This window comes from Streptomyces regalis (assembly GCF_001509475.1).
GTDB lineage: Bacteria > Actinomycetota > Actinomycetes > Streptomycetales > Streptomycetaceae > Streptomyces > Streptomyces regalis.
Genome location: NZ_LLZG01000309.1, coordinates 1 through 287 on the forward strand (window position 1 = coordinate 1; position 287 = coordinate 287).

At 74.6% G+C, this 287-nt stretch carries 1 pseudogene; it reads right to left on the reverse strand.

The window, feature by feature from the left end:
• Window positions 1–126: pseudogene (locus ADL12_RS56870) on the reverse strand (sugar kinase); the annotation flags it as partial.
• Window positions 127–287 lie beyond the last annotated feature (161 nt).

Genomic DNA, 287 nt, shown 5'->3' on the forward strand with positions numbered 1-287 from the left:
CACCAGCCCGGCCCGCTCCCCCAGCCGCGAGGTCACCACGTCCAGATGAGCGGTGGAACGCGGCAGGGCACGCTGGTACAGCAACTCCCGTACGCCGGTCAGGACGGGAGCTCCGGCCAGACCCCCCGGCGATCACCACCACCCGTGCCGTCCGGGACGGACCCGCGCACCGTCGGGCACCCGGCGCGAACGGCCCTCACACACCCAGCGCGACCAGCCGTTCTTCCACCCGCGCGGGCGCATACAGATGCTCCACGACCAACGCCCCGGCCCCCACCAGCCCGGCC